This is a genomic window from Microbulbifer maximicatervae (SeqCode), from assembly GCF_052467325.1.
The window spans coordinates 1134791-1160298 of record NZ_CP174310.1 but is presented as its reverse complement, the minus strand read 5'-3'; the positions used below and the strand labels follow the sequence as shown (position 1 = coordinate 1160298).

Annotated in this window: 23 protein-coding genes; 8 read left to right on the top strand and 15 right to left on the bottom strand. The window is 48.9% G+C overall.

What is annotated here, in order from left to right:
• Positions 1–33: 33 nt before the first annotated feature.
• From ACJJIE_RS05480 to ACJJIE_RS05435, 10 genes are all read right to left on the bottom strand, one after another.
• Positions 34–729 carry a gluconate 2-dehydrogenase subunit 3 family protein gene (locus ACJJIE_RS05480; RefSeq protein ID WP_444893838.1) on the bottom strand — a complete coding sequence of 232 codons (696 nt, stop codon included), beginning with the start codon at positions 727–729 and terminating at the stop codon, positions 34–36.
• Between the two features lies 1 nt (position 730).
• Positions 731–2527 carry a GMC family oxidoreductase gene (locus ACJJIE_RS05475; protein WP_444893837.1) on the bottom strand — a complete coding sequence of 599 codons (1797 nt, stop codon included), beginning with the start codon at positions 2525–2527 and terminating at the stop codon, positions 731–733.
• 253 nt (positions 2528–2780) lie between these two features.
• Positions 2781–3692: a sugar phosphate isomerase/epimerase family protein gene (locus ACJJIE_RS05470; protein WP_444893836.1), complete on the bottom strand. Its 912-nt coding sequence runs from the start codon at positions 3690–3692 to the stop codon at positions 2781–2783.
• A complete protein-coding gene (locus ACJJIE_RS05465; RefSeq protein WP_444893835.1) occupies positions 3689–3907 on the bottom strand; it encodes a twin-arginine translocase TatA/TatE family subunit in 219 nt (72 codons plus the stop codon). Before ACJJIE_RS05465 ends, ACJJIE_RS05470 begins: the two co-directional genes overlap by 4 nt.
• Positions 3908–3910: 3 nt before the next feature.
• Entirely contained in the window at positions 3911–4621 is a 711-nt protein-coding gene (locus ACJJIE_RS05460) for a 3-keto-disaccharide hydrolase (RefSeq protein ID WP_444893834.1), read from the bottom strand.
• Between the two features lie 70 nt (positions 4622–4691).
• Positions 4692–5699 (bottom strand): LacI family DNA-binding transcriptional regulator, encoded by a 1008-nt coding sequence (locus ACJJIE_RS05455; RefSeq protein ID WP_444893833.1) that lies wholly within the window; start codon positions 5697–5699, stop codon positions 4692–4694.
• A gap of 56 nt (positions 5700–5755) precedes the next feature.
• Complete coding sequence (locus ACJJIE_RS05450; protein ID WP_444893832.1) at positions 5756–7078, bottom strand: MFS transporter; 1323 nt, start codon at positions 7076–7078, stop codon at positions 5756–5758.
• 56 nt (positions 7079–7134) lie between these two features.
• Positions 7135–8196, bottom strand: coding sequence for a sugar phosphate isomerase/epimerase family protein (locus ACJJIE_RS05445; RefSeq protein ID WP_444893831.1), 1062 nt, complete (start codon positions 8194–8196; stop codon positions 7135–7137).
• A gap of 198 nt (positions 8197–8394) precedes the next feature.
• On the bottom strand, positions 8395–9564 hold the full coding sequence (locus ACJJIE_RS05440; protein ID WP_444893830.1) for a Gfo/Idh/MocA family protein: 1170 nt from the start codon (positions 9562–9564) through the stop codon (positions 8395–8397).
• Between the two features lie 253 nt (positions 9565–9817).
• On the bottom strand, positions 9818–11077 hold the full coding sequence (locus ACJJIE_RS05435; protein ID WP_444893829.1) for an FAD-dependent oxidoreductase: 1260 nt from the start codon (positions 11075–11077) through the stop codon (positions 9818–9820).
• A 217-nt stretch (positions 11078–11294) separates the two neighbouring features.
• Here ACJJIE_RS05435 and ACJJIE_RS05430 point away from each other — a divergent pair, with 217 nt between their 5' ends.
• Entirely contained in the window at positions 11295–11831 is a 537-nt protein-coding gene (locus tag ACJJIE_RS05430; protein WP_444893828.1) for a lipocalin family protein, read from the top strand.
• Positions 11832–11997: 166 nt separating this feature from the next.
• Here the strand turns inward: ACJJIE_RS05430 and ACJJIE_RS05425 are convergent, their stop codons facing one another.
• Complete coding sequence (locus ACJJIE_RS05425) at positions 11998–12555, bottom strand: thioredoxin family protein (RefSeq protein ID WP_444893827.1); 558 nt, start codon at positions 12553–12555, stop codon at positions 11998–12000.
• A gap of 26 nt (positions 12556–12581) precedes the next feature.
• Positions 12582–13163: an SDR family NAD(P)-dependent oxidoreductase gene (locus tag ACJJIE_RS05420; protein ID WP_444893826.1), complete on the bottom strand. Its 582-nt coding sequence runs from the start codon at positions 13161–13163 to the stop codon at positions 12582–12584.
• A 504-nt stretch (positions 13164–13667) separates the two neighbouring features.
• Here ACJJIE_RS05420 and ACJJIE_RS05415 point away from each other — a divergent pair.
• The 6 genes from ACJJIE_RS05415 to arsJ all read left to right on the top strand — a co-directional run bounded on the left by ACJJIE_RS05415 (position 13668) and on the right by arsJ (position 19999).
• On the top strand, positions 13668–15767 hold the full coding sequence (locus ACJJIE_RS05415; protein ID WP_444893825.1) for a carboxy terminal-processing peptidase: 2100 nt from the start codon (positions 13668–13670) through the stop codon (positions 15765–15767).
• Positions 15768–15858: 91 nt separating this feature from the next.
• Complete coding sequence (gene xthA, locus ACJJIE_RS05410; protein WP_413665722.1) at positions 15859–16674, top strand: exodeoxyribonuclease III; 816 nt, start codon at positions 15859–15861, stop codon at positions 16672–16674.
• 98 nt (positions 16675–16772) lie between these two features.
• Positions 16773–17201, top strand: coding sequence for an arsenate reductase ArsC (locus ACJJIE_RS05405; protein WP_282932733.1), 429 nt, complete (start codon positions 16773–16775; stop codon positions 17199–17201).
• Positions 17198–17542, top strand: coding sequence for a metalloregulator ArsR/SmtB family transcription factor (locus ACJJIE_RS05400; protein WP_282932732.1), 345 nt, complete (start codon positions 17198–17200; stop codon positions 17540–17542). Before ACJJIE_RS05405 ends, ACJJIE_RS05400 begins: the two co-directional genes overlap by 4 nt.
• 84 nt (positions 17543–17626) lie before the next feature.
• Positions 17627–18631 carry an ArsJ-associated glyceraldehyde-3-phosphate dehydrogenase gene (locus tag ACJJIE_RS05395; protein WP_444893824.1) on the top strand — a complete coding sequence of 335 codons (1005 nt, stop codon included), beginning with the start codon at positions 17627–17629 and terminating at the stop codon, positions 18629–18631.
• A 120-nt stretch (positions 18632–18751) separates the two neighbouring features.
• On the top strand, positions 18752–19999 hold the full coding sequence (arsJ, locus tag ACJJIE_RS05390; RefSeq protein WP_444893823.1) for an organoarsenical effux MFS transporter ArsJ: 1248 nt from the start codon (positions 18752–18754) through the stop codon (positions 19997–19999).
• 268 nt (positions 20000–20267) lie between these two features.
• Here arsJ and ACJJIE_RS05385 read toward each other — a convergent pair whose 3' ends face one another.
• Both ACJJIE_RS05385 and ACJJIE_RS05380 read right to left on the bottom strand, forming a co-directional pair.
• A complete protein-coding gene (locus ACJJIE_RS05385) occupies positions 20268–20861 on the bottom strand; it encodes a cytochrome b (RefSeq protein ID WP_444893822.1) in 594 nt (197 codons plus the stop codon).
• Between the two features lie 399 nt (positions 20862–21260).
• On the bottom strand, positions 21261–22274 hold the full coding sequence (locus ACJJIE_RS05380) for an NADP-dependent oxidoreductase (RefSeq protein WP_444893821.1): 1014 nt from the start codon (positions 22272–22274) through the stop codon (positions 21261–21263).
• A 151-nt stretch (positions 22275–22425) separates the two neighbouring features.
• On the opposite strand from ACJJIE_RS05380, the gene ACJJIE_RS05375 reads away from it, so the two are divergent.
• Positions 22426–23334, top strand: a complete 909-nt coding sequence (locus ACJJIE_RS05375) for a LysR family transcriptional regulator (RefSeq protein ID WP_444893820.1) — start codon at positions 22426–22428, stop codon at positions 23332–23334.
• A 410-nt stretch (positions 23335–23744) separates the two neighbouring features.
• Here the strand turns inward: ACJJIE_RS05375 and ACJJIE_RS05370 are convergent, their stop codons facing one another.
• A complete protein-coding gene (locus ACJJIE_RS05370) occupies positions 23745–24437 on the bottom strand; it encodes a hypothetical protein (protein ID WP_444893819.1) in 693 nt (230 codons plus the stop codon).
• Positions 24438–25508 lie beyond the last annotated feature (1071 nt).

Below are 25508 nucleotides of genomic sequence, written 5' to 3'. Positions count from 1 at the left end.
TATGTGCGTATAGCGCTAAAGCAAAAAGCGTTTTTAGCTATCCAAGCCAAGTCGCTTGAGAACTTTAGGGGGCGCTCCAGGGAAACTCGCCATTGGTCGGTTACCCACATAACCAATATCCGCCATACCTTCCTCGGTGGTATAGAAAGCGGTGGACACGAGAACTCGAACTTTGGCAAAGAAACGAGCACCAGCCTGAAACTCTGGCTTTGCCGTGCGAGTCCACTTGATATCCTCACAGATGGCTACTTTTTGAGGCTCATTCAGATCGACAAAGGAACCTCCAAATCTGCGCTTGGACTCACCCTCCAGCCAAACAACCCCTCCCCGAATCGTGACAAGATCCGCTTTATTATTGGAATATGGGGCGCTGACATATTCGTTGATGTAGTGATGAGCCCCGACTGAAGAGGCACTCGGAGAAGTTTCATCTGCGGGAATAATGACGTCGCAAAGTGCTGCCAATACCGCTAATTCACCCATTTCAAGCTGCATCTCCCAAGGCACAACGGGATTAAGAAGATCCGGATCTGTCGGCGTGCCCCTGGCCAGAGTCTGCTTCGGGGCATCCAGGTTCTTTACTACCGGTTCAGCCGCTGGCACCTCCTCTTTCACTACAACTTTTTGCGCTACTTTCTCAGAACAGCCAATGACGGGAACTGCAGCAGCGGTGGTAGCAATCAAACGCAGGGCGTTGCGCCGACCCAGGTTGGTCTTTTCCTCGCTCATATCAGATATTCCTCTTCTTGAACTGGTCCACGATGTAGTCGCAGGTGCGCCAGGCCAGCGCCATTATGGTCAGGGTTGGGTTCTTATCAGCATTGGAGACAAAGGGTGCGCCGTCAGTAAGGAAGAGATTCGGTACTTCCCAAGACTGGCAGTAAGGATTAAGCACGGAATCTTTCGGATTTGAGCCCATGCGCGCGGTGCCGACTTCGTGAATAATCGCACCGCCGTTGATAATTGCCTTGGCACCGTCGGTTTGCACGGTAGAGGTGACCTTACCGCCCATACCCTCAATGATTTCAGCAAAGGTTTTGTGCATGTGAGCGGCCTGGTTCAATTCCTGGTCACTCCATTTCCAATGGAACTTCAACACCGGGATGCCCCACTGGTCTACCTGATCCTTATCAATTTCACAGTAGCTGTCCTCGTTGGGAATCATTTCCCCGCGACCGTCAAACCACACAAAGGAGCCGTAGTAACGCCGGCAGGCTTCTTTCAAATCTTTGCCATAAGCACCACTGGTAAAATCACCCATACCGCCGAAAGCACCTGCGCCCGGCATACTGCGACCACCGCCGAATTCAATGTGGTAACCACGGGCAAAATCCAGGTCACCACGCAATTGTTCCTTGTACAACCACCAGGGCATATACATGTGCATCGCCGATGCGCCGTCCTCGTTGTGGGCAGGCATACTTTCCAAAGCGGGAATCTGCCCGCCGATACCAGCTCCCACTGTATCCATCAGGTATTTCCCTACGGCACCGCTGCCATTGGCGATACCATCGGGGAATAAAGTGCTTTTGGAATTAAGGAGAATGCGCGAAGTTTCAGCCGCACTGGCTGCAACAATCACAGCGCGGGCACTGGCAAATCTTTCCTGACGGGTATCTTTATCAATATAAATAACCCCGTTTGCCTTACCTTTTTTATCAACGGTAACTTCACGCACCATGGCATCAGTAATGATATCCAGATTGCCCGTCGCTAATGCCGGTGGCAGTAGTACAGTCGTGGACTGGAAATTCGCCTTAATTGAGCAACCGCGCCCACAGGGCGTGGCCCAAAAACAGGCTGCGCGAGATTTCATTGATTCCCGGGTGACGTCCTGAGCCAATTTATTGTCCGGGAATAATTTCTGCGGAATATTTTCGTGATCTAGACGCTCACTGAGAATAGCCAGGTGAGAGGGAATTACAGGGATCCCCAGCCTATCGCACGCTTTTTTGGCCAGAAGTTCATAGGCACGGGGCTTCGGGGGTGGCAGCAGCACTCCTTCGGAGGAGTCAGGAGTGTTTTCTAACCCCTCGTTAGTGCCGTAGACACCAATGAGCATCTCGGTTTTATCGTAGTAGGGAGCGAGATCGTTGTAACTGATCGGCCAATCAAAACCGAGTCCATCCCTTGAGTAGGGTTTAAAATCATACTCACCCATTCGCAGGGAAATCCTTCCCCAATGGTTCGTACGGCCACCCAGCATACGGGCACGCCACCAGTCAAAACGGCGGCCTCTTTCTCTGGAGCCCTGAGTGTAGGGTTCGCCGGGTACCTGCCAACCTCCGTCAACCGTTGCATCATAGAAACCGAACGGCTTTTCCGGTGTGCTCCCCCCACGCAAAGGCGCATCTTTTGGGAGGTTAAACATTGGGGTTTCCTTAACCGGGTCATAGGATCTCCCCGCCTCCAGCAGTAGAACCTTTAGCCCTGAAGTGGCTAGTACATAGGCAGCCATACCGCCGCCAGCACCAGACCCAACAATCAGCGCGTCATACTCTTTCTTCTCGAAGTCATCATTCGGCATCGCCTCTCTCCTACTTCATCAATTATTTTTGTTTTACTCGTTTAATTTTAAATAACTTATAAGATAAATCTGTAACCGGTTACATTTTTTGCCAAAATTTTTTACTTATCCGTTACATCTAATGTCTAACTTATGTTTTTTTAACCAAAAAAGATTAATTTTTATAAACATTTTTAACGAACCCAGAAATCCCTAAATATTTTGATCAAAAAACACAAGTAACCGGTTACATTTTTAACCAAATAATTATTACTTACTCACTATGTAGTTCACCCTGTCGCGACAAGCGCAGCAAAAGCTCTTTCGTTGCTTTGATCCCCCAGTCTTCATCGCCGGCGCCTTCATACTCAATCCCGATATACCCCTTGTAACCCGCCTTTTGAATTATCCGCAGCATCCGGGCAAAATCCGTATTGGTCTCATTTCCCTGCTTATCAAATGAAAAGCTCTTTGCACTGATTCCGCGGGCAAAGGGCATCAACTGCTCTACTCCCAAGTAGCGGTCGTAGTCACCAAAGTTTCCAAAGTCTGGCAAGCTTCCACAGTTCGGCATATCCACTGACTGTAATAACTGGGATAACCAAAGTCCGCTTGCGGAATAGCCACCGTGGTTCTCCACCACAATATTGATGTCAAAATCCAAGGCAAACTCTGAGAGAGCCCGCAGCCCATCTCTACAAGCAGAACTAACCTCCCTGTTACTACCCTGTCCGCCAGCATTCACCCTTATAGAGTGGCAACCCAAATATTTGGCCGCTTCAACCCACTGGAAATGATTTTCTACCGCTTGTTGTCTTTCGCTAGTATTTGGGTTGCCAAGATCACCTTCTGCATCAACCATAATCAAAAGGCTTTTAACCCCGTGATCTATTGCACGCACTTTCAACGCTGAAAGAAAATTCTGATCCCTGGCCTTATCGGAAAAAAACTGATTGACATACTCTACCGCGTCAATTGCAAATGCCTTTCTTGCCTTAATAGGGAAATCCAATACCTTGAGAGTGCCACTTCGCAATTGCCGATGCAGGGACCATTGGGCCAGGGAAATTTTCACAGGGCCACCCGGGGTATTGGTAATGATTCGCCCACTATTGCCAAACAAGGGTGCGGTAAAAGCAGCTGCAGCCAAGCCGGCACCAACCTGTAGCAAATTTCTACGCCTCATTCCCGCTCCCCAGCTTGGAGTAGATTGCCAGACAAGTTACCTGGGGAATCTTCTCTAGTGCCATCCTTATCGCTTTGACGCAATGAGCGGCGGAAACCACTAATCGCTCCTCCAAGGTCTTCTCCCAGACGGCGGATCTTGCCACTACCAAATAGTAGAACCGCTAACACAAGAACAATAAGTACCTGCCAAATACCCACGCCTGAAATACCCATGATTTACAGCTCCCGAATTCTGATATTGCGGTACCACACTTTGTCGCCGTGGTCTTGTAAAGCAATAAAGCCGCTCTCACTACGGGCAAAATCGGGGTAAGAGGAAAACTTACTGTTGGCAAGACGTGTATCCCAATCTTCAGACCAGAGTTCATAGCTGACAATCATGCTTCCATTCAGCCAATGTTCAACCCGACCATTCTCCACTCGAATACGCGTTTTATTGAATTCTCCTGCCGGCTTTACCTCATCTTCGCTGGGTGCATACAAGTCGAAGACTGATCCCGCGCTGTGGCTCAGTTTTTCCAGTTCGGGAAAAGCACTGTTATCAAGTACCTGGTATTCCATACCTGACATCCAGACTGGTGCATTGCCACCAGCTACCCGATAAATGATGCCGCTGTTGCCGCCTTCAGATATCTTCCATTCCAGTTCCAGCTCAAAATCAGAAAACTTCTCTGCAGTGACGATATCCCCTGCTCCACCCGCAGTGAGCACCAGGTTGCCATCAACGACCTGCCAGGCCTCTCCTACATGGGAGCCATTGGCACCGGTCCAACCCTGCAACGTTTTACCGTCGAATAAATGCCTCCAGTCCTTATCCGCTTGCATATCGGACTTTTCCGGCATCCGCTCACAACCCCCTAGTGTGACTAGTAGTGCTGCAGAGGCCAGTAAAGACGTGCAAAATTTTGTCCCAGTGAATTTTTTCATCGTTGTTATCTCCACATGAATTGGTGTTTATCTAATCAGTTTGCCGCGATGGTTTTACATACGCACTTTATTAATCCTGATAGCGGGCCGTACTTCCCCTTGCCACTAAATCAAAGGGCAAAATAGTTCGGCTCGCTTTTAACTGTTTTCCATCAATAATGCGGCGCAAGGTTTCCATCGCATATCTGCCCAGCTTCTCTGCGGGCTGGTCAATTGTTGTCAGGGGCGGGTCCGTAAATTGCGAAAACTCAATATTATCGAAGCCCGCCACCGACACATCCGCAGGCACCTGCAAACCCATTTCCTTCGCTTGATGAACAGCACCAATAGCCATTTCATCATTCATACAAAAAATGGCGGTAGGCGCACTGGCTAAAGAGAGCAGTTTTTTTGCACCCTCCGCACCAGACGGCATAGTGAATTCTCCGTTTACAACCAGGTCAGAATTTAACTCGAGACCGTGCCGTTGCATCTCCTCCTCAAAACCGGCCAGGCGATCACGCACAATCGGACTATTAAGTGGGCCTGTCACTATGCCGATCCGGCGGTGACCCAACTCGATCAAATGGCGAGCCATGGCTTGCGCCGCGCCGGAATTATCCAGTTCAACAACCGGATAGCGGTCGTCTTCAGCAATGCGCTCACACGCATTTACCATTGGAATCGACGCTGCCAAAGCTGCATCTTTCTCTGCAAATGGATAGCGGCTATCCAGTTGAATAAGCCCATCTGCCTGATTCGTCAGCGCCATTCCCGCATAGAACTGCTCATGAGCTGGTTCGCCCTTGGTATCTCCCAGCAATACGGAGTAGCCCTGGTCTTGAGCTGCCTTTTCTATCCCTCGGATAACTTTGGAAAAAAATGGATTGGCGATATTTGGGACCAGAACCATCACCGCAAATGACTTACCGGAACTAAAGTTTCTCGCCAACATGTTGGGCCGATAGCCGGCCTCTTCCACCGCTTTCAGCACCCGCTCCCTGGTCCGCGGAGAAACCATTTGCGGGTCTTTCAGGGCTCTGGACACGGTCGCGACGGAAACACCGGAGCGACGTGCAACTTCGCGAATGTTTGACATACTTTTCCGTTACTTTGTTGTTAGTAGTCGACTATTTTCGCACAAATGGAAAACGCCTACTGGTTGCCTACTACAGTGACACCTTGCACTTTGCTCGCTGCTTGCCTGCGATCCCAAAACCAGATAAACGCAAAAATCGGCAGCAAGATAAGGGGAACCACGGCTAGTGACTGGAATGATTCGATAGAGGCAGTTGCCAACACAGCATCCAGTTCATCGCCCGTTAACTTTTCAAAGGCTTCCAAACCACCGGCAGCCTCAATCTTGGCGTTGTCGAAAATTTCTCCAAGTTTCGGCAGTACGAACTGAATAGACATTCCCCCAGCAAACCCCAGCAGCCCCAAAAACAGTGCGCCGCCGCGTACAAAACGCTCGGATACCGTAGCGAGCATGGTAGGCCACATATAGCAGACACCGATGCCCCAAACTGTTGCCGCTAAGAATGCAGTTACCGGGGTTCTCGCCATTCCTAAGCAATAGAGGCCAACAGCTGCAAGTAAACTACTGAGCCACAAGAGTCCAATGGGAGAGAGTTTTTTGGCCAGCCGTCCGGCAAAGTGGCGCATTACAAACATCAACATGCTGACATAAACCAGAATGAGAATGCCCTTCATACCGACTACTCGAGAGAGCGTCAGGTCAACCCACTGCCCTGGAGCCAGCTCTGTTGCAGCGGTTAGCCACATACAGACCCATAGCACGATAAACATCGGCTGCCTGAAAACTTCTTTAAACATCTCGCCATAACTGATGCCATAAGAAACCCGTTCAGTTACCGGGAATTCTGTTCTGGACACAAGCCACGCCATGACCACAGCCGGTAGGGCCAAAACAATCAGGTTCAACTGCCAGGGAAGTTCAAGCGCAGAAATGGCTAACCCAAGTAATCCGCCCACCACAATCCCGGCAGGCCACCAGGCATGTAGTACATTTAGGCGCTGAGTTTTATTTTCAGGATCAACCGCTGCAACCATTGGGTTACTGGCGGCCTCCACTGCCCCCCAGCCCAAACCGGTAAGTAACAGCCCCGCAAGAACCAGATTCTCGACACCCTCCCCCGGGGTTACCAAGGATGCTGTAATAATAAGCAGGCTGCCCAATACATAGCCTATCGATGAGAGCATTAGCATCCGCTTGATACCGACCAAATCTACCAATGCGCTGCCAAATAGCAGGGTTAGCGCAAACCCGGTAAAGGTAAATCCAAGCGCTTCTCCAAGCATTGCGGTGGAGTTGGCAAGATCAATATGATCATAAATATCCGACTGTAAGTTGCCGGCGATCGAAGCCCTCACAGCAAACCCAAGGCCAATCATAAAGATTGACAGATTTCCTATCAGGAAGACGTTCCTGTGCAAAGCCTTTGTCTGTGTACTCATCTATCCAGTCTCCGCATGATTTATTGTTATTCGTTGTTCACTGGGATTGGCAAAAACTAGTCCAGCCCTAAAATCCTACGATTTCGAGCGCGATCTGTTTCAGCACCGGCAAAATCATCAAAAGCTTTGTCAGCCACGGTTATCAGGTGCTCTCGAATAAATGGCGCACCCTCGCTGGCCCCCTGCTGTTGATCCTTAATGCAACACTCCCATTCCAATACCGCCCAGCGATCGTAACCGTACTGGGTCAGTCGGCTAAAAATCCCACGAAAATCTACCTGACCATCCCCCAGGGAGCGAAAGCGACCGGGCCGGTCAATCCAGGGGGCGTAACCGCCGTATACTCCAGCCCTTCCACTCGGGTGAAACTCCGCATCTTTCACATGGAAAGCCTTGATTCGCTCGTGATAGATATCGATAAAGGCCAGGTAATCCATTTGCTGTAAAAGCAAATGGCTCGGGTCATACAAGATATTGGCTCTAGGGTGATCTTCCACATCGTAAAGAAACCGCTCGAAGGTCAAGCCATCATGCAGATCTTCACCGGGGTGCAGCTCATAGCAGACATCGACCCCCGCGCTGTCAAACACATCCAATATCGGACGCCACAAACGGGCCAGTTCGCGAAAACCTTCTTCAACCAACATCGCTGGGCGCTGGGGCCATGGATAAAAAGTGTGCCAGAGTAAAGCGCCGGAGAAAGTTGCATGGGATTTGAGCTTCAGGTTGGCACTGGCCCGAGCGGCAAGAACTAACTGATTGCTCGCCCACTCTGCACGGGCTTGCAAGTTTCCGCGTACTGCCTCTGGAGAAAAAATATCCAGCATTTCCTTATAGGCTGGGTGAGCTGCGACCAACTGCCCCTGCAAATGCGTAGATAATTCAGAAATCTGTACCCCAGCCTCCTCACAGATTCCCAGTACATCATCACAGTAAGCTTGGCTTTTACTGGCCAGCTCAAGATCGAAAATCCGCTTGTCCCAAGTGGGAACCTGGATGCCTTTGTACCCTAGGTCTGATGCCCAACGAGCCATAGATTCAAGCGAAGCTGGCTGTTCGCTCGATGGGAGAAACTGGGCGAGAAAAATTCCGGGCCCCTGAATTCTGGGTGCCTTCATTTATTGTTATCCTTTTTACTGCTGTACTTATTAATTCTGCAACCAACCCTTTCCAAGCGATTGGTTTGCACCTTTTGAGAAAACTCTTCAAAAGGTAACTGGCCGCAGGCCGACACCGGCACCTCCCTGTGCCGTACTAGCTGCCGGACGCCCACCCTGCCAGAGATACCTAAATTCTGTGAGGTTGGACCTAGCCACTCACTTCCAATAAGGCGCCAGGGAAACCCATGAGGATTTTGCGCGACTGCTCTCCAGCACACCGCGCACAAATGCCATTGCGCGAACACCTGCATCAATGTTGCCAACGGCAGGACTGTTCTTTGAAACTACCCCCTCGCGGCGGCCTCGGACTTGACCAGCAAAATCGCGATAGATATTGGCGAAGGCCTCTATATAGCCCTCCGGGTGCCCTTGAGGTGTCCGGCAGAAAGACCTGACGTCTCCATCCAGATACTCACAATCCGCACCGGCTTTCCAAATCGCCACAGGCTGCCCCCTGCGCTTTACTTGCAATTGGTTTGGGGCTTCCTGCTCCCAAAACAGCGAACCGTCTTCACAGTAAACGCTGATATTCAGGTTGTTCCCCTCTCCTCCACAGACTTGACTGGCTGTAAGTGTTCCTCGAGCGCCCTGATCTAATTTAAATAGCGCTGCACCGTCATCATCCAACGCTCTTTCATCAACTACCGCTTGCACGTCTGCGCAGACTTCAGAAATATGCTGGCCAGTAAAAAACTCCACCAGATGATGAGCATGGGTGCCTATATCCGCAAAGCAGCCACTTTCTCCCGAACGTGCAGGATCTGTTCGCCAACTCGCCTGTTTACTTCCCGTGGAATCACCGGCTAGTGCCAGCCACCCCTGCGGATAGGCAACGGTAACTCGTCGAATAGACCCCAACTCTCTCCTGCCCAGGATTGCTCTCGCTTGCATAACCAGAGGGTAAGCAGCATAAGTGTGGGTCAAACCATAAAGATGCCCGCTTTGCTCCACTTCCTTTTTAAGTTCAAGTGTTTCTTCCAAAGTGGAAGCGGCTGGCTTGTCGGAGAGGACATGGAATCCCGCTCGCAACGCAGCAATAGAAACGGGTAAATGGAGATGGTTGGGAGTTACTACAGATACAAATTCAACTCGATCATCAGCACTGCGACGGGATTCCTCTTGGAACATCTGTTGATAGCTTTGGTAAATCCGCTCCGGGTGTAGCCCCAGCTTTTCACCAGTTTTACGACTGCGTTCGGAATCGCCACTAAAGCAGCCGGCGACTAGCTCTATCTCACCGTCGAGAGCTGCTGCCATCCGATGGATTGCACCAATAAAAGCACCCTCTCCACCACCAACCATGCCCATTCTTATTTTTTTAACCAAACCCCATCCCCTCGGGCCACTCAATGAACCAGCTGAATAAACAGCCTATTTATTTTTATTTCCGTGTTTTGTAAGCGGACACGCTGTTTCCAGATCGCGGTTTTCGTAGCACTCCACCGTTTGAAACAGAATGTAACCGGTTACATTTCAATTTAAGATACAGAAAAAAAATGTCTTTGCAAGCGAAATACGTTGTTAATATCGCCTTGTTGGACTCATAGACTGATGGCTCGACGCTGAAATACTAAGCAAATCACCTGATTGGCAGGCCCATTTTCTGGACAAACTCAGCCCAAGAGTGCCACTTCAATTCATCGCTTTGCCATTTATTACAAATAGTTTGATGATCAACTGACTGCGGCAGCAAGCTACCTATCGCTTCAGGTTGAAAATGACGAGGCTTAGCTTTTGAGCGTACCCATTTCCCGGCCTCCTTTGCAGCCTCCACGGCGAGACCCCAGTGATTCGGCCAAACCGCCAAGAAATTGGCTATATCAAAGCTGTGGATGTGGTATGGACGCGGATAGTTTAACTGCACAAGAGCATCCCCATCCGGCCCTGGAGCGTCAGTTTTCCAACCTGCGTAAACACCCCAATGGCAGCCGGCTGCCCAATCCTCAAACCCGGTCATACAATTTGCCAATCTATCCAGGGTATCCCGGATTAACGCCCTCTCTATGGGCGGGGCCACCCTCATGTCAACCACACCAGAGCGAAATCTGGGGTGCTCTGGATTGAGGGTGAGTATCCAAAGTCCCTCTCCACTTTCCAGCGGGTGATATGCCACTACCATGTCCATCAGGAAGGCTGAGATTGGAGGGGTATTAGCACCCTTAGCCAGCAACATATGTAGGGGCCGAACAACTTGGCTATCCCGCACACCTTGAGCTGGCACTCCAAGACTTTCGAGTATTGCTGCATTGCCCGCCCCGCATGCTGAGAGAACCAACTGGGGTTTTATTTGGTGGGAACTACCACCGATATCGGCAGAGACCTCAGTCACGCCACCACTATCTTTGTCGAATTTTCGGATACTCCCTTTCACCAACTTCTCGCTAACAGGAGCACTAAAACGTCGATAGGCTTCAGCGCCGTCAAACATAAGGTCATCAGCAAATCGAAAGCACTGATGCGACGGCAAGCTAGTTGTTACCAGTGGAGCTGGAATCGGCACCTCTTCCACTGGAATACCCGCCGCAATCCAGTTGGGCTCGACAGTATCTAAAAATTCTCGGGGAAGCGCGGCATAGAAATCTGTTATGTGGCTATCAACACCATCGCTCTCCAGTTGTGTGCGCCAAAACTGTGCGGCCTTTAAGTAAGCCTTTGCCGCACTTGGGTGTGCCGCATTCCAGCCTGAGGAGAAATAGCCATGAAAGTGTAACGACTCAGCATCGTCTAACCCCTGATCTATTGCCAGCACAGAAAAATCTGTTGATAGCTCTCGCAACAATGAAATCGCTTGAATTCCGCCCCCTAATACCAGGACGTCTACGTCTACCGTTTTAGCCATGGTCAGCCTCAAACAAATCCTATCTATCACCACTTAGCAAAGGCTGGCCTTCTGTCAACTTCTAGGACCTCAGCTCATTCACCTAGGTGACACTTTTTTGAAATTCAGATTAAACACAGAACTTGGTTAATCCGTTCCAGTTATATCCCCGTAAAGAGATTGTCGCTCAGCTATGAAGCTGGCGGCCTAAAAAACTGCGAACACAAGGAGCAAGGAAATGAAGAGCTTATTGAGAGGTATAGGAATTGTACTGTTTGTACTCAGTACCCAGGCCGTTCTGGCAGATGATGAACTGGAAACGGTTCCCTATGTCGATGTGAATCAGTATCTCGGCAAGTGGTATGAGATTGCCCGGCTACCGCAAATTTTCCAGCCGGCTTGTACTGCGGTAACAGCGGACTACGGCCTCAATGATGATGGATCTATCAGCGTTTTCAATTTTTGTCGAATCTTACACCCAAAATATGGGTTCCCTATCAGTGTTCAGGGCACTGGAGTCCCCATTGATGAGACGAACAGTAAACTTGCTATCACCTTCTTTGAGGGTAAAGCTGCCGGCGACTACTGGATACTAGAGCTAGATCCTGGCTATCAGTGGTCACTCGTTGGTGATCCGGACCGCTCCAGCCTCTACCTGTTAAGCCGCACTCCCCAGCTGGATGAAGCTATTACAGATTATCTACTAGACCTGGCAGTTACAAAGCATGGTTACAATATTGACCACATCATCATGACCCGCCAGCTTACTGAGTAAACAAGAAAGCGGGTGTCACACTTCTGGCACCCGCCACTTAACAAACTACATTAACTTTTCATTAATTCGTTATAATCAATAGGTTAACTAACTACATTAAAGTGTTTTCTTATAGTTTTGTGTGCTTTATGTTCGCCAAAGCATTCCTGTCAGCTAGCAACCTATGTCAGATATAGTTACCACTCCATTTAATAGAGCACCCCATACTTGGCTGCTGCTTTTCCGGCCCTGCCCCAGTCTCTGCGATCAACTTCATTGCATTGACCAGCTCCCTGGTTCGGCCTGCCGGGTTTCCCATTCCCGCATCATCGATTCGGCCTCGATATTGGAGCTCTCCATCCTTATTCAGCCCGAAGAAGTCTGGTGTACATACCGCCTGGTAAGCTCTCCCTACGGACTGATCTTCATCAACCAAATAGGGGAAAGTAAACCCATGGTCTCGGGCAAACTTCGCCATATAAGGAGGACTGTCAATCTGGTAATCGCGATAATCGTTTGACATAACGGCCAGAACATTAATGCCCAGCCCTTGTAGTTCTCGCACATCCTCAGCTAAACGATTTGCAATCGCCTGAACATAGGGGCAGTGATTGCAGATAAATGCAATCAACAGCCCCTTGCTTCTCAGATGGTCCGACATTCGAAAGCTCTTGCCGCCAGGGTCTTTCAAAGTAAAGTCTGGGGCTTTCCATCCGAAATCACATACTGGTGTATCTAGTAACATTGCCCGATCCTCTCCTGGGTTCTAAGTTAGCTTTCGATCTCAAGTACGCTCTTGGCAAAGGGAGCGTAAATTTTTGCGACCTCTTGAGCCATCTCATCTGGATAAACAAAAAAATCACCCGTTGTTAGTGCCTTCATAATGCCATCGAAGACGATGCTCGCTGGAGGGGCTCCCTCTCCCATGCCTGCGGAGTCGGCCATATCCGTCTTGATTGGACCAGCAATAACACTGATAACTTGAGTCCCCTGCTCGACCCAGGCCTCCCTCAAACCCTGAGTTACTGCATAGGCAGCCGCCTTTGAGCCGGAGTAACCAGTAAATGGGAGAAAATTTTTGATGGATGCCAGTGAGTTCATTTGGACAAAGACACCCCCACCATTAGATTTCAAAACAGGGCCAAACGCTTTGGCCAGGTTTATCAGTGGGTAAACATTGCCCTCCATCTGATACTTGAAGCTCCCCACAACATCATCGTCCAAGGGTGTCGATAGCTTCACTACGCCCGTATTGGAGACAACCAAATTGACATCACCGGCAACCTTTGCAGCGCTTTGAATGGTTTCTTCACGTGAAAGATCAAATTTCATAGGAGAGATCCTTGCTACCACTGTTTCGACCAAGTGGTAAAAACACAACTCGCAGATACAACTACTGGCACTCGCCCGATATTCGCCTGTTGCTCCAAAATCAAAACGCCATTTTTGCGGTCACAGAGATTATTGGAGCGACACTTTTAGACGAGGAGCGCTCACTCGAATTAATAAGTTGGTAACTGGTGCAACTTCATGACCCTAAAAGCCTTCAAAGTCACCAAAGTGGTGCTGACCTATTAGTCAAAGTGATTGTTTTTAACGCTTTTTTACAGTTGCAGTTACACAATAGTTATGATGACCATACATACTCAAGCCTTCAAAACGAGAAAAAATGCCTCAATTTGACATCGAATGGGAAAGCTATTTTGCTAAATCCGGCACTGAAGAAAAAGATCCATCTCTGATTAGAGGTATTTCATGCCCTTTGGAGCTTTCAGCCTTTATACTTGTCCTAAGCTATAGGTCGCCGAGCCATAAGGGCCGGACGCCTATGAAGTAGGACGTATAAAGAGACTCCCTATGCTTACCAATCGGATCGCCGCTTACTTTTCCGGCTTCTTGGTCATTGGCCTTCTTTCCACAAGTGTTCTGGCAGAGCCAGAGCGAATAGCCCCCGAAGAGGGTCAAGGTGGTACTGCACAAGAGATAGTCAGCAAGCTTGAAATGCTGCACTACAACAAAATCAAAATCGGCGACGAAATGTCCGAGAACTTGTGGAACGAGTATATCGATGCACTCGACCCCACTAAAAGTTACTTCCTCGCCTCTGATATCAACGAATTCCGCGCGTGGGAAGCGGAGATGGATGACCAGCTTCGCGCTGGTGATGTCACCGCTGGGTTCAGTATCTACAATCGTTTCCGCCTGCGTATGGGGGATCGGCTAGATAACATCCTGTCCCAACTAGAGAAAGGCCTGCCCGCCTATGACTTTTCTCGGGAAGAGACTCTTGAGCTGGATCGAGAGGAAAGCCAGTGGCCCAACTCGATCAGCGCTGCAGATGAGCTGTGGCGCAAGCGCTTAAAGAGCAGCATCCTGAATCTTCGCCTTACCGGTAAGACCGATGAGGAAATCCAGGACCTTCTTGTGCGCCGTTACAAAGGCCAAAAGAAGCGCCTCGAGCAGCAGAAGAGCGACGACGTTTTTGAGCTCTATATGAATTCGTTGACTCGTCTCTACGATCCGCACAGCAATTACCTGTCACCGCGCTCATTGGAAAACTTCAATATGAGCATGTCCCTCTCCTTGGAGGGTATCGGTGCTGTGCTACAGGCAGACGAGGAATACACCAAAGTTGCTCGCCTGGTACACGGTGGTCCAGCCGACCGCACCGGCAAGATCAAGCCCAACGATAAAATCGTGGGTGTTGGCCAGGATAAAGAAGGCGAAATGGTCGATGTAGTGGGCTGGCGCCTGGATGATGTTGTCGACTTGATTCGCGGCAAGGCCGGTACCTATGTTCGCCTGGAGACCATCCCCACTGGTGGTGACGGCACTCACAAGACTATCTTGATCAAGCGCAGCAAAGTGAAGCTTGAAGATCAGGCGGCCAAGAAGGCAGTGTTTGAATTCTCTGACGGCAGTAAGAGTTACAAGATCGGTGTGATTAACCTGCCGACCTTCTATATCGACTTCGATGCCTATCGCCGCCGCGACCCCAACTATAAGAGCACCACGCGAGACGTTGCCCGTCTTCTGAGTGAACTTAAAGAGGAGAAAGTTGACGGTATTATCCTGGATCTTCGCAACAATGGCGGTGGTTCACTGCAAGAAGCCACCATGCTCACAGACCTGTTTATTGATCAGGGCCCTGTTGTGCAGATCCGCCACGCCAATGAGCAGATTTCCCGCCATAACCGCTCGCGCTCCCGCGCCATGTACCGCGGGCCGCTGATGGTATTGATCAATCGCTTATCCGCCTCTGCATCCGAGATTTTTGCCGGTGCAATCCAGGATTACAACCGCGGCCTGGTGGTAGGTAACCAATCATTTGGTAAGGGTACTGTGCAAACTATGGCTCCCTTGAAGGAAGGCCAGTTGAAAATTACCCAGTCCAAGTTCTACCGGGTTTCCGGAGACAGCACACAGCACGCGGGTGTGAAGCCGGACATCGATATGCCACAGTTGATTGATGCCGAAAATGTCGGTGAAAGTGCTTACGATACTGCCCTGCCCTGGGACCGTATCCACGCTGTGCCTCATGCGAAGTATTTCAACTTGAAGATGCTGATCCCGAACTTGATTACCAAGCACAACAAGCGCACGGAAACAGATCCAGATTTTGTTTTCCTGCGCGATCAGTTCAAGTTCGACGCTGAGCGGGCTGACAAGAAGTATGTCTCTCTCAACGAATCAACTAGAGAGAATGAGCGCAAGTCCGTTAATCAGCGATTGCTGGATATGGAAAACCGTCGCCGCAAAGCTAAAGGCCTTGAACCCTACGAGAACTTTGAGGCATACGAAGAAAGCGAATCTGAAGAGGTGGCTAACATTGGTGGTCCTGTAGAGATCAAGTTGGAAAAAGATCCAATTTTGAATGAAGCGGGCTATATAATGGCGGACTTTATCGGCCTCGCCGATAAGGCCAGCAAGGCCCCGCCCCAAGTTGCCAATTTCTAAATACTGATAGGCACTGGGCGCGGCGTGCGCCCGGTCCGCGAACTAACTCTTAGGTCGGGCTAGCCCGACCTTTTTTATTTTGGGGGAAGAGATGAAGGTTGTTTCCTTTAACGTCAATAGTATTCGCACTCGCCTGCACCAGATGCAGGCCCTGGTAGACAACCATCAGCCCGATATCATCGGCCTACAGGAAACCAAAGTCACCGACGAAGATTTTCCAGTAGATGCGATAAAAGACCTGGGCTATGAGCTGATTTATTTTGGCCAAAAAACACACTACGGCGTTGCCCTGCTCTCACGCCTACCTTTTATTGATCGCGAATACGGTTTCCCAACTGATGCCAGCGACGCCCAGCGCCGTATGGTTGCCGGCAAGTTTGATATCGGCGGTCCTGAGCCCCTCACGGTTATTAATGGCTATTTCCCGCAAGGTGAAAATCGCGAGCACCCGGTTAAATTTCCGGCAAAGCAAAAGTATTACGCCGACCTGGATACCTACCTGCAAACCACGTGTAAGCCGGAAGCGCCTGTATTGGTTATCGGCGATATGAATATTTCACCCAGCGACCAGGATATTGGTATTGGTGAACCCAATCGCAAGCGCTGGCTGCGCGATGGCAAATGCAGCTTCCTTCCAGAAGAACGCGAGTGGCTTCAAAAAATTGAAGGCTGGGGGCTCACCGACACCTTCCGCGCACAAAACCCAGAAACAGACGATGTATTCAGCTGGTTCGACTACCGCAGCCGTGGGTTCGATCGCGAGCCCAGACGCGGCCTGCGTATCGACTTGATTCTAGCCACCAACCCTCTTCTGGAAAAATGTGTCGGGACTGGCGTGGACTACGATATTCGAGCTATGGAACGCCCATCAGACCACGCGCCTGTATGGGCCGAGTTTAAGCTATAAGCACAGGTTACAGCCCGCTGGTTCAGTGGGCTATTTTTAAGACTATGAATATATGGTTTTCCATATATAATTGTTAAAAAGCCAAATGGAGCCCTCCAATGAAAAGGCGTGTTCTGTTTGTTTGCGCCGGGGACTCTGCCCGCTCACTGATGGCTGAGGCACTGTTGCGGCATTTTGGAGGCAATTCATACGAAGCCGTTGGCGCCGGAACCAATGTCCACACAGTGGACCCACGCGCTCTGCAAGCACTGGAGCGACTGGGGGTTTCAACAGAGGGACTCATTCCCAAAGCTGTAGAAGATGTAGCTGACCAACCTTTTGACCTGGTCATCACACTTTGCGACAAAAGCCGGGAAGAATACGTACCCTCCCCAAAAGTTGACAAAATGATTGCCTGGAATTTTAAGGAACCGACAAAGCGACACTGCTTCTGCCCTTTTTACACCACGGCACGTGAATTGAGCACTCGCATCAAACTACTGGTCTTGGCCCAAGCCGAGGCAGATTTACGAAAAAGAGCGGCATGAACCCAGTACAGTTTTACAAATGCCTGGCCGATGATACGCGGCTACGCACATTGCTCCTTATTGCTCACGAGGAAGAGCTTTGCGTATGCGAGCTAACGGCAGCCCTCGAATTGAGCCAGCCGAAAATTTCCAGGCACCTCGCCTTGCTGAGAAGTTCAGACCTGCTCCAAGACCGCCGCCAGGGGCAGTGGGTGTTTTACCGAATCAACCCTGACTTAAATGCCTGGGCAAAGTCTGTACTGTTCGACACCTTGCAGGCGAACCAGCACTTTATTACCGAAGACCTCAACAACCTAATTCAAATGGGAGACCGGCCAGAGCGCACAAGTCTGTGCTGCTGATACGGCCTGCCAGTCTAAGATTTAAACTATCCAGATATATATGATTTTTCATATGTGCCTGGCAGAAACGGAGCGAAATTAACAATGACCATCAAAATTGGGATCAATGGATTTGGCCGAATTGGCCGGCTGGTACTGCGCGCTGCCTGGGATTGGCCTGAAGTTGAGTTTGTCCAGATTAACGATCCTGCCGGTGATGCAACCACACTCGCCCACCTGCTCAACTTTGACTCTGTACACGGACGCTGGCACAGAGAGGCGAAAGCCGTTGATGACACAATTCAGGTTGATGGCAAAACAATAACCTGTAGCCGCAATACCGCTATTGCAGATACCAATTGGAAAAACTGTGACCTGGTTGTAGAGTCCTCAGGTAAAATGAAAACTACCGAACTTCTTCAACCCTACCTGGATCAAGGGGTAAAGAAGGTGTTGGTCTCTGCACCAGTTAAAGAGGCTGGAGTACCAAACATTGTCCTTGGAGTAAATCAACATATTTACCAGCCGGACAAACACCAGATTATTACCGCCGCTTCCTGTACGACTAACTGCCTTGCTCCAGTAGTAAAAGTTATTCACGAAAACCTGGGTATTCGTCACGGTTCAATCACCACTATTCACGATATCACCAATACCCAGACTATCCTCGACGCACCCCATGGAGATCTGCGTAGAGCCCGCGCATGTGGTGCCAGCCTGATTCCCACAACAACAGGTTCAGCTACAGCTATTGCCACCATCTTTCCAGAGTTGTCCGGCCGCCTAAACGGCCACGCAGTTCGTGTTCCCCTCGCCAACGCATCCATTACCGATTGTGTTTTCGAAGTGGAAACCGCCACCACCCCAGAGGCAGTAAACCAGTTATTTAAGGACGCTGCGGAGGGTGAACTAAAAGATATCCTCGGCTATGAGGAAAGGCCCCTCGTCTCAGTGGATTACAAAACCGACCCCAGATCGAGCATTATCGATGCTCTATCGACCATGGTCGTTAACGGCACCCAGGTAAAAGTTTACGCCTGGTATGACAATGAATGGGGTTACGCCAACCGCACGGCGGAATTGGCTCGAATGATTGGCACCATGGGCTAAGAAGCCAAAGTACAACGGGGCCGGAAGGAAAGAACACACTGCACCTGAGGGGTACACCTCTCCATCGGCTCATATTTTTTCCTCCTGCTTTTAGTCAGTAGCAGTACACAGAACAAGATCATGCAGTTTCTTCACAATTTATCGTCGCCAGTGCGCCAATACTTGCTGGTAACAGGCAATTACTGGGCATTTACTTTGACTGACGGCTCTCTGCGCATGCTGGTGCTGCTGCACTTTCACGAACTCGGCTACAGCCCTTTGCAAATAGCCTTGCTTTTCCTTTTCTACGAATTCTTTGGCGTAGTCACTAATCTTGTCGGCGGCTGGCTCGGTGCCCGGATTGGACTCAACCGGACCATGAATTTGGGACTGGCCTTACAGGTTGTTGCTCTTTCCATGCTGCTGGCACCCAGTCAGTATCTCTCGGTCCCCTTGGTTATGGCCGCACAAGCCCTCTCCGGTATCGCCAAAGACCTGAATAAAATGAGTGCGAAGAGCTCAATCAAGTTACTGGTGCCCGATCAGGCCAGTGGCACCTTGTATCGATGGATCGCCCTCTTAACCGGCTCGAAAAACGCGCTAAAGGGCTTGGGCTTCTTTCTCGGCGGTGCCCTACTCGCCGCACTTGGCTTTCAGGGCGCGATTGCATCGATGGCCCTAGCTCTTGGAATAGTTTGGATATTGAGTCTCAAATTTCTTAAGCGGGACTTAGGGAAAGCCAAAGTAAAAAGCCGATTCAGAGATATCTTTTCCAAGAGTCCCGCAGTCAACATATTGTCAGCCGCGCGCTTACTCTTGTTTGCTTCCCGGGATGTTTGGTTTGTTATTGCCCTACCGATTTTCCTGGCCAGCCAGTTCGGTTGGAGCCACTGGCAGGTAGGTGCCTTCCTGTCATCCTGGGTGATCGGTTACGGCATAGTGCAAACCCAGGCCCCAAAGGTCACGACGGCACGTTCAGCCCAAGCTCCGGATGGGCGAACCGCGCTCTTCTGGGCAATAGCGCTCACTGCAGTGCCCGCATTAATCGCAATCGCATTACACAAAGGGGTGGACCCACAGCTCGCCGTAATGGGTGGACTTTTGATGTTTGCTGTACTCTTCGCCGTAAATTCATCTTTACACAGCTACTTGATAGTTGCTTATGCTCGGGAAGATGGCGTCTCTATGGATGTGGGTTTCTACTATATGGCAAATGCCGCTGGGCGATTGCTAGGGACAATGCTGTCAGGGTGGGTATTCCAAACTCAGGGGTTGGTGGCTTGCCTACTTATTTCCAGCGCTTTTCTGCTGTTGACCGCACTGGTTTCACTGGGTTTGCCCAGACACAAAACCGGGGCCCAGGAGGTTGGCAGCTTAAGTAGGAGCTGATCCGATAGCAGCATGAGTGCTACTTGCCAGCGAAGGCTGGCAAGTAGGCTGAAGGACCATTTCGACCTGCGCGATTCGATACAGTTTGGACTCAGGTATGCACCCCATTTGAAATAGAATCAAAGCAAGGACCAAATACCTCATATAACACCCACCTCAAGTCCAAGTGCACGGCTCCACAGGAGCTGCAAAAACTCGAGATTAAAATGTCTGGATTTGGCACTCAATGCCTATTTGCCACTACTTTCTGCCAAAACCAGCGCAAGAGCTATGACTTTTTAGTCACGGTCATTCTTAGCAAAGTCCGATCCTTTTTGATGTAGTGGTGATATAGAGCAGCCATTACGTGCCCCAGGATTAAGATCCACACCACCCACTGCCCCAGAATCTCTTTATGGATAAAGTCCACAGGCTTCTCAAACTCTTTAAAGGTTAGCCCCATTCGATCCTGAACTATCGCCACAAAAGCTTGGGTGCTCTCAAACTTAGGAATCTCGAATAGGAAAAAGTAGTCTGTATTTACTCCGGTACCGATATATCCGGTCAGTGGGGTAATGACCATAATCAGATAGAGAAGAAGGTGGCCGCTATGGGCAGCAAAGTGCTCCAGGGAGGTTCCCGGCTCTACCGGTGGTGGTGGATTTGTCAGGCGCCAGACAATCCTGAGAATAACGAGCACCCCAATAGTCACACCAATTGAAAGGTGCAGCTGTAAGGCGGTCCAATTCGCAGGCGTCTCTTCCTGGGTAAACCAGTGGCGGTAATACACAGAAATATAGGAACCCAAAAATAAAATGGCCGTTAACCAATGTAGCCACTTGGCTACCGAACCATAACTGTCAGGTTGATTTCTCAAGCTCATGTTTAACTCTTTTCAACATTCCAAAACTACATTCTATCGGCAATTCTACTACCACCCTTTGAGTAGAAATTTCACAAACCCAAAATAAAGAGGACGACTCCAAGTCGTCTGGATAAAATGACGAACTACCATTCAATTGGATAGCCATTGCAACAATACTAACCACCGAGCCAAATACCATAACCATAAACCAACTACCGTTCAGCGAGCTCTTCCAGCTTAAGGTCAATATAAAATACCCAACGAAAACCACTATGCTGAATAAAAACTGGCAACCAATAAAAGTAACCTCAATGATGCATTTGATTCAAGGTATGGTAGACACAAAAGCCGCTAAGATTCAGCGCGTCTTTATATTTCAAAGCAACGCCGATACTTATCGATCATTTCAATCATCAGTTAATGAATTTCACCCACAGATATAATCACTTTACCTTTTGCACGCCCTGAAGCGAGATATGCGAATGCTTCCTTGCTCCGTTCTAAAGAATAGACTTGGTCTATCACCGGAAAAAGAATATTCTCCCGGTACAGATTCCCAAGCTTACTCAACTGCCCTCCATTAGCTTCCATAATAACCATCCGATAAAGCCCCGATTTTGCTCTTGCGGCCTTCATCAGTTTTCGCGATTTAAGTGCCAATATTTTACGGAGTAACCAACTCAGCCCAAGCTCTTCAGCAGTCTGCGGATCTAAAGCCCCTTTGACTGAGATGACACGCCCCCCTGTTTTCAGGACCTTAAATGCGTCCAAGGTATATTGGCCGCCCAAAGTGTCGAACACTACATCCATATCAGATAGTAATTGCAGGTAGTCTTCCTTCTTGTAGTCAATCACAAGGTCAGCCCCTAGCCCTTTCACCCAGTCTACATTTGCAGTACTTGTTGTCGTTACTACATAGGCACCTACGGACTTCGCTAATTGGATTGCCATAGAACCAACACCGCCTGATCCCGCATGGATCAGCACTTTTTCACCGGATTTCAAGCCCGCTACTTTTATCAGAGATTGATATGATGTCAGCCCCACAAGCGGAATACCCGCCGCTTCAAAGTGCGACAAGTTTTCAGGTTTTGCTGCCAAGTGCGAAGTATCAATAGTGAGATATTCGGCAATAGTACCCACATGATCCTCCCCCACTCGGGCAAAAACCTGATCGCCTACACTGTACCCCGCTACATTTTTCCCCACAGCCACAACTTCACCGCTGACATCTCTCCCTACACCAGCCGGGAATACCTCTTTGCGCACCGACTTAAGCTCTCCGCGCAGCACCATATTATCGACTGGATTTACACTGGCCGCATGTACGCGAACCAGAACCTCACCAGGTTGGGGAGTGGGTATCTCAGCTGATTGAAGCTCTAGACAAGTATCAATATCCCCATAGCGAGTCATTTTCAAAGCTTTCATTGGCCATCCTAACAATCAGTTCAACACACGTTGTGGACGATAATGCCCATGGCGCAGATACAAAAACAGGCACTATTGGGTATAAGTCTTTTGTCAATTTGGCAATAATCAGGAGTGAATTTTGCTACTTAGAGACTACGAGAAGTCGATTATGGACAAAATCAGAGCGTTGCGTTACTTCAAGCGCGTGGTAGAACTGAATAGTTTCACTGCAGTTGCTGAGGAGTTTGAGGTACCTGCATCATCGATATCCCGCCGAGTTAAGGACCTTGAGCGCTCCTTAGGGGTCGAGCTATTGCAACGTAGCACCCGGCAAGTCAAGGTGACGGAACTCGGCAAACTCTACTACTCCATGGTCACTAAGGCTATTCGCCAGCTCGAACAAGCTGATGAGCTAGTCAGCCAGACATTTGAAGCGCCCAGTGGGCTGATTCGCATCAGTTGCCTTCCAACTTATGGGGAGCAGCACTTAACACCCGTACTGGAAAAGTTCTCACAGCATTACCCCAATATCGTATTTGACTTAAGTTATAACGACGACTTGTCGCAGCTGGGAAAGGACCCGGTTGATATCGCAATTCGCGGGGGGTTTGCACCTGATGAGCATGTTATTGCTAAGCGGCTGTCTAGTAATGAATTCTCTCTCGTAGCCACACCACAATTTATCGAAAACCTGGAACACGACCGCCCCTTGAACAAGTCAGCGATTGAGTCTGTTCCCAGCTTGCAATACCGGGGGCCACGGGGAGTCATTGAGTGGTATATGCTCACTGACGGTCAGTGGCAGCCATTGAAACTGTCCCCAAAGGTGATTAGCAATAATGGTAAGGCCCTAACAGCAGCCGCGCTAAATCATCGCGGCATGTTTTGTGTGCCCTCTTGGAGTATTTGCAACTATCTCGAATCAGGAGAACTGGTACAAGTTCCTTGCAAAGGTAAAGTTTCAGTTAGCCCCGGTGGCGATTTGGGAGTTTTCCTGCTTTACGAACGCGGTAAATATCAAATCCCCAAGATAAAACTCTGTGTGGACTTTATCTACGATAACCTACACGGTCGATAGAAAAATAATTACCCCCCCTTTAGCGCCTTAGAACTTGTCTATTAATAGCGTTTACTTAAGCAATTACCAAATCTTGGCATTTCCCCCTATATTTAAATCGAAATCTTGAGTATCACATAGAGGCTTGATAGGAGCAGTGAAAGCAGCACAACAAGCTTAAAGCCGACTTAATACGCGCTAGGTATACGGCATAAGCGACTGCCAACACTTCCTTTTAGCTCCCCCTCTAACCTAGCCCTACACCAAACAAACAACACACGATCTCCGATTTCTTGATTAAAGCAAAGATTCGATACTATTAGGCAATATTTATAAATCTTATTTCAAACTAAAAAACGGTTAGCCTCAATAAATTATACTTATCACATAGCTGATACTCTTCTCGAGGCTTTAGGTTTCCGATTCACCCATTACTTCACCTCTATTGTAAATAGAGGCTGCTCAGATTTGCACTCGGGCAAAGACAAAGGCAGCGACGGAGAAAAGTGGTCAAACCCTAAGCCAAATAGATCTTGATTCGGTTTTGTGCCCGAAAACACAATCCTCTTTATGTCTTTCTCTTTATGCTCAAACGACCAAGCCGTTGCTACACCATCGCCTGCACCAGAAGCTCTATCGCTGATGAATATTTCATCAATTTTATTATTAAAATTGTGATCATCATAAACGCTTATAGTCCACTCCTCCTCAAAGTCGACATCTAACAAAACTCCACTAGAAGCGGATACCGCATCTTTAAAATCAATAATAAGATCAGCTTTTAAGCCTAAAGAGCTATTATCCGTTAGAAAAAAACCTCCTACATCATGAGCGGCATCTGGAGTATCGTATGAGTTATTTGGACCAATAAATGCCGTCCTTGGATAGCCTACTTCTGCGATCCGGGGGAACGTGCCATCACTCATGGAAAAACTAACTCCATATTTTTCCTCAAATTGAGTGCTAATTTCAAGGCCGTCAACTGGCATCGAACCAGGATCATCAGGGTCTGCCCCTGGGACAGGGATACTTTCGAAGTCTATTACTTCTCCGTAACTAAGCTCAACAAGCAATATGGCAAATAAACCAACAAGACTAGCAGAAAACAAATTTTGGATTTTCATTTTTGAAGCCCTTTTCGCATTGATAATCTGAAAGATGAAATATATAACTCATTACTAACCGATAAGACATTTAATATTATAGCTTGGTAATTTTCTGGGGATTTATATTTTTAACTTAAGCTCTTGGAAATTTTAATTCTTGATTGTGAGCGGGATGTGTTTTGCCCCACACTAGAACAACCAAACATCTACCCCAAACACAAGAAATATCTAAACTGTATTCTTTGGAGACGCTTTAGGGCGCTTAAAGAGGTCAAAGGAAACTTATAGCCATTTCAATAAAATTTAGAGAAACGGCATAAGGCCGTCACTGCTTCGCTATTAACATCCCACTGCTAAGCTGTTCCTACCCCTCACACTCGATACTACCTGTGCCAATATCCCTACAAACATAGTTAAATGTAAGTATCGAGAATTCCACACCCCCCGCTTCTAAATTAGACCTGGTGAGATTTCAGAATTGTATTATCGATGACTGCCCTAGATCCCCTTACCAACTTCCAGCCCCACATTGTTGCAATAAACCTAAAAGCAATTAATTGGCGATCCAACCCATTTATCTACTCACACTCATCGAAAATCCCTCGTCGACAAATCTCAGAAACCGAGTATTGGCAACCCCACTAGTTTGTGGCGTCTACTTTCCAAGTGCTCTGCCAAGTATCATTTTCATCAAGATAACATACAGTGTGGATGTCAATATTATCTACCTGAATCTTAAGCTGAATAATTAAGCAGGTTCTATCTAGGGTAATTATAATTTCATTATTGCTGGACTCTTGAACTCGTGCGTCCCACCAAATGGCATCTTGACTCCAAGGATATTTTCCCGAGAAGTACGCATCGTCAGTCTGGGTATTAGTCGCCGGTAGATACGCACTAAGCGAGGAGCCGCTGGCAGTATCAGGATGGAGCGTTGATGTGACACCAACTGTTCCCATAAGCCACACAGATTACTCGTAAAAGACATCCTTATAGCCCCCCATTAGTACACTCTGCTACCACTCCAGCGAATGAACAGAAGACTAGGGCAGTAGCCAGCGAGGGATCGCAAGTGGTTTTGGAAAGCTT